The organism is Streptomyces sp. BE303 (assembly GCF_036290945.1).
In the GTDB taxonomy this organism is placed as follows: domain Bacteria; phylum Actinomycetota; class Actinomycetes; order Streptomycetales; family Streptomycetaceae; genus Kitasatospora.
In genome coordinates this window covers 1-303 of record NZ_JAQYWZ010000398.1, presented here as the reverse complement: position 1 = coordinate 303, position 303 = coordinate 1, and the positions used below count along the sequence as shown (strand labels likewise).

Sequence of the window (303 nt, the reverse complement as noted above, 5' to 3'; positions counted from 1 at the left end):
TCGATCTCGGCTTCCAGGCCCGCGACCACCACGGCCCCAGGGCCGTTCACCACCGCAACGTCCACATCCGGGAACGCCGCCAGCACCTCCGCCTCGGAAGCACCCACCGCGAGCATCGCCCCACCCGCGGGAAGGGCCTGCATCAACCTGCCACGCGCCGCGTCCAGCGCCGCCGCATCGCCGAGCGACAGCACCCCGGCCACATGCGCGGCGGCAACCTCACCGATCGAGTGCCCCACCAGCACGTCCGCCCGCACACCCCAGTGCGACAGCAGCGCATGCAACGCCACCTCCACCGCGAAC

At 72.6% G+C, this 303-nt stretch carries 1 protein-coding gene; it reads right to left on the bottom strand.

The genetic code is table 11. The annotated features are described in order from the left end of the window. Positions 1-303, bottom strand: a 303-nt coding sequence (locus tag PUR56_RS06915; RefSeq protein ID WP_329948261.1) for an acyltransferase domain-containing protein, incomplete at both ends; no start/stop codon positions are given.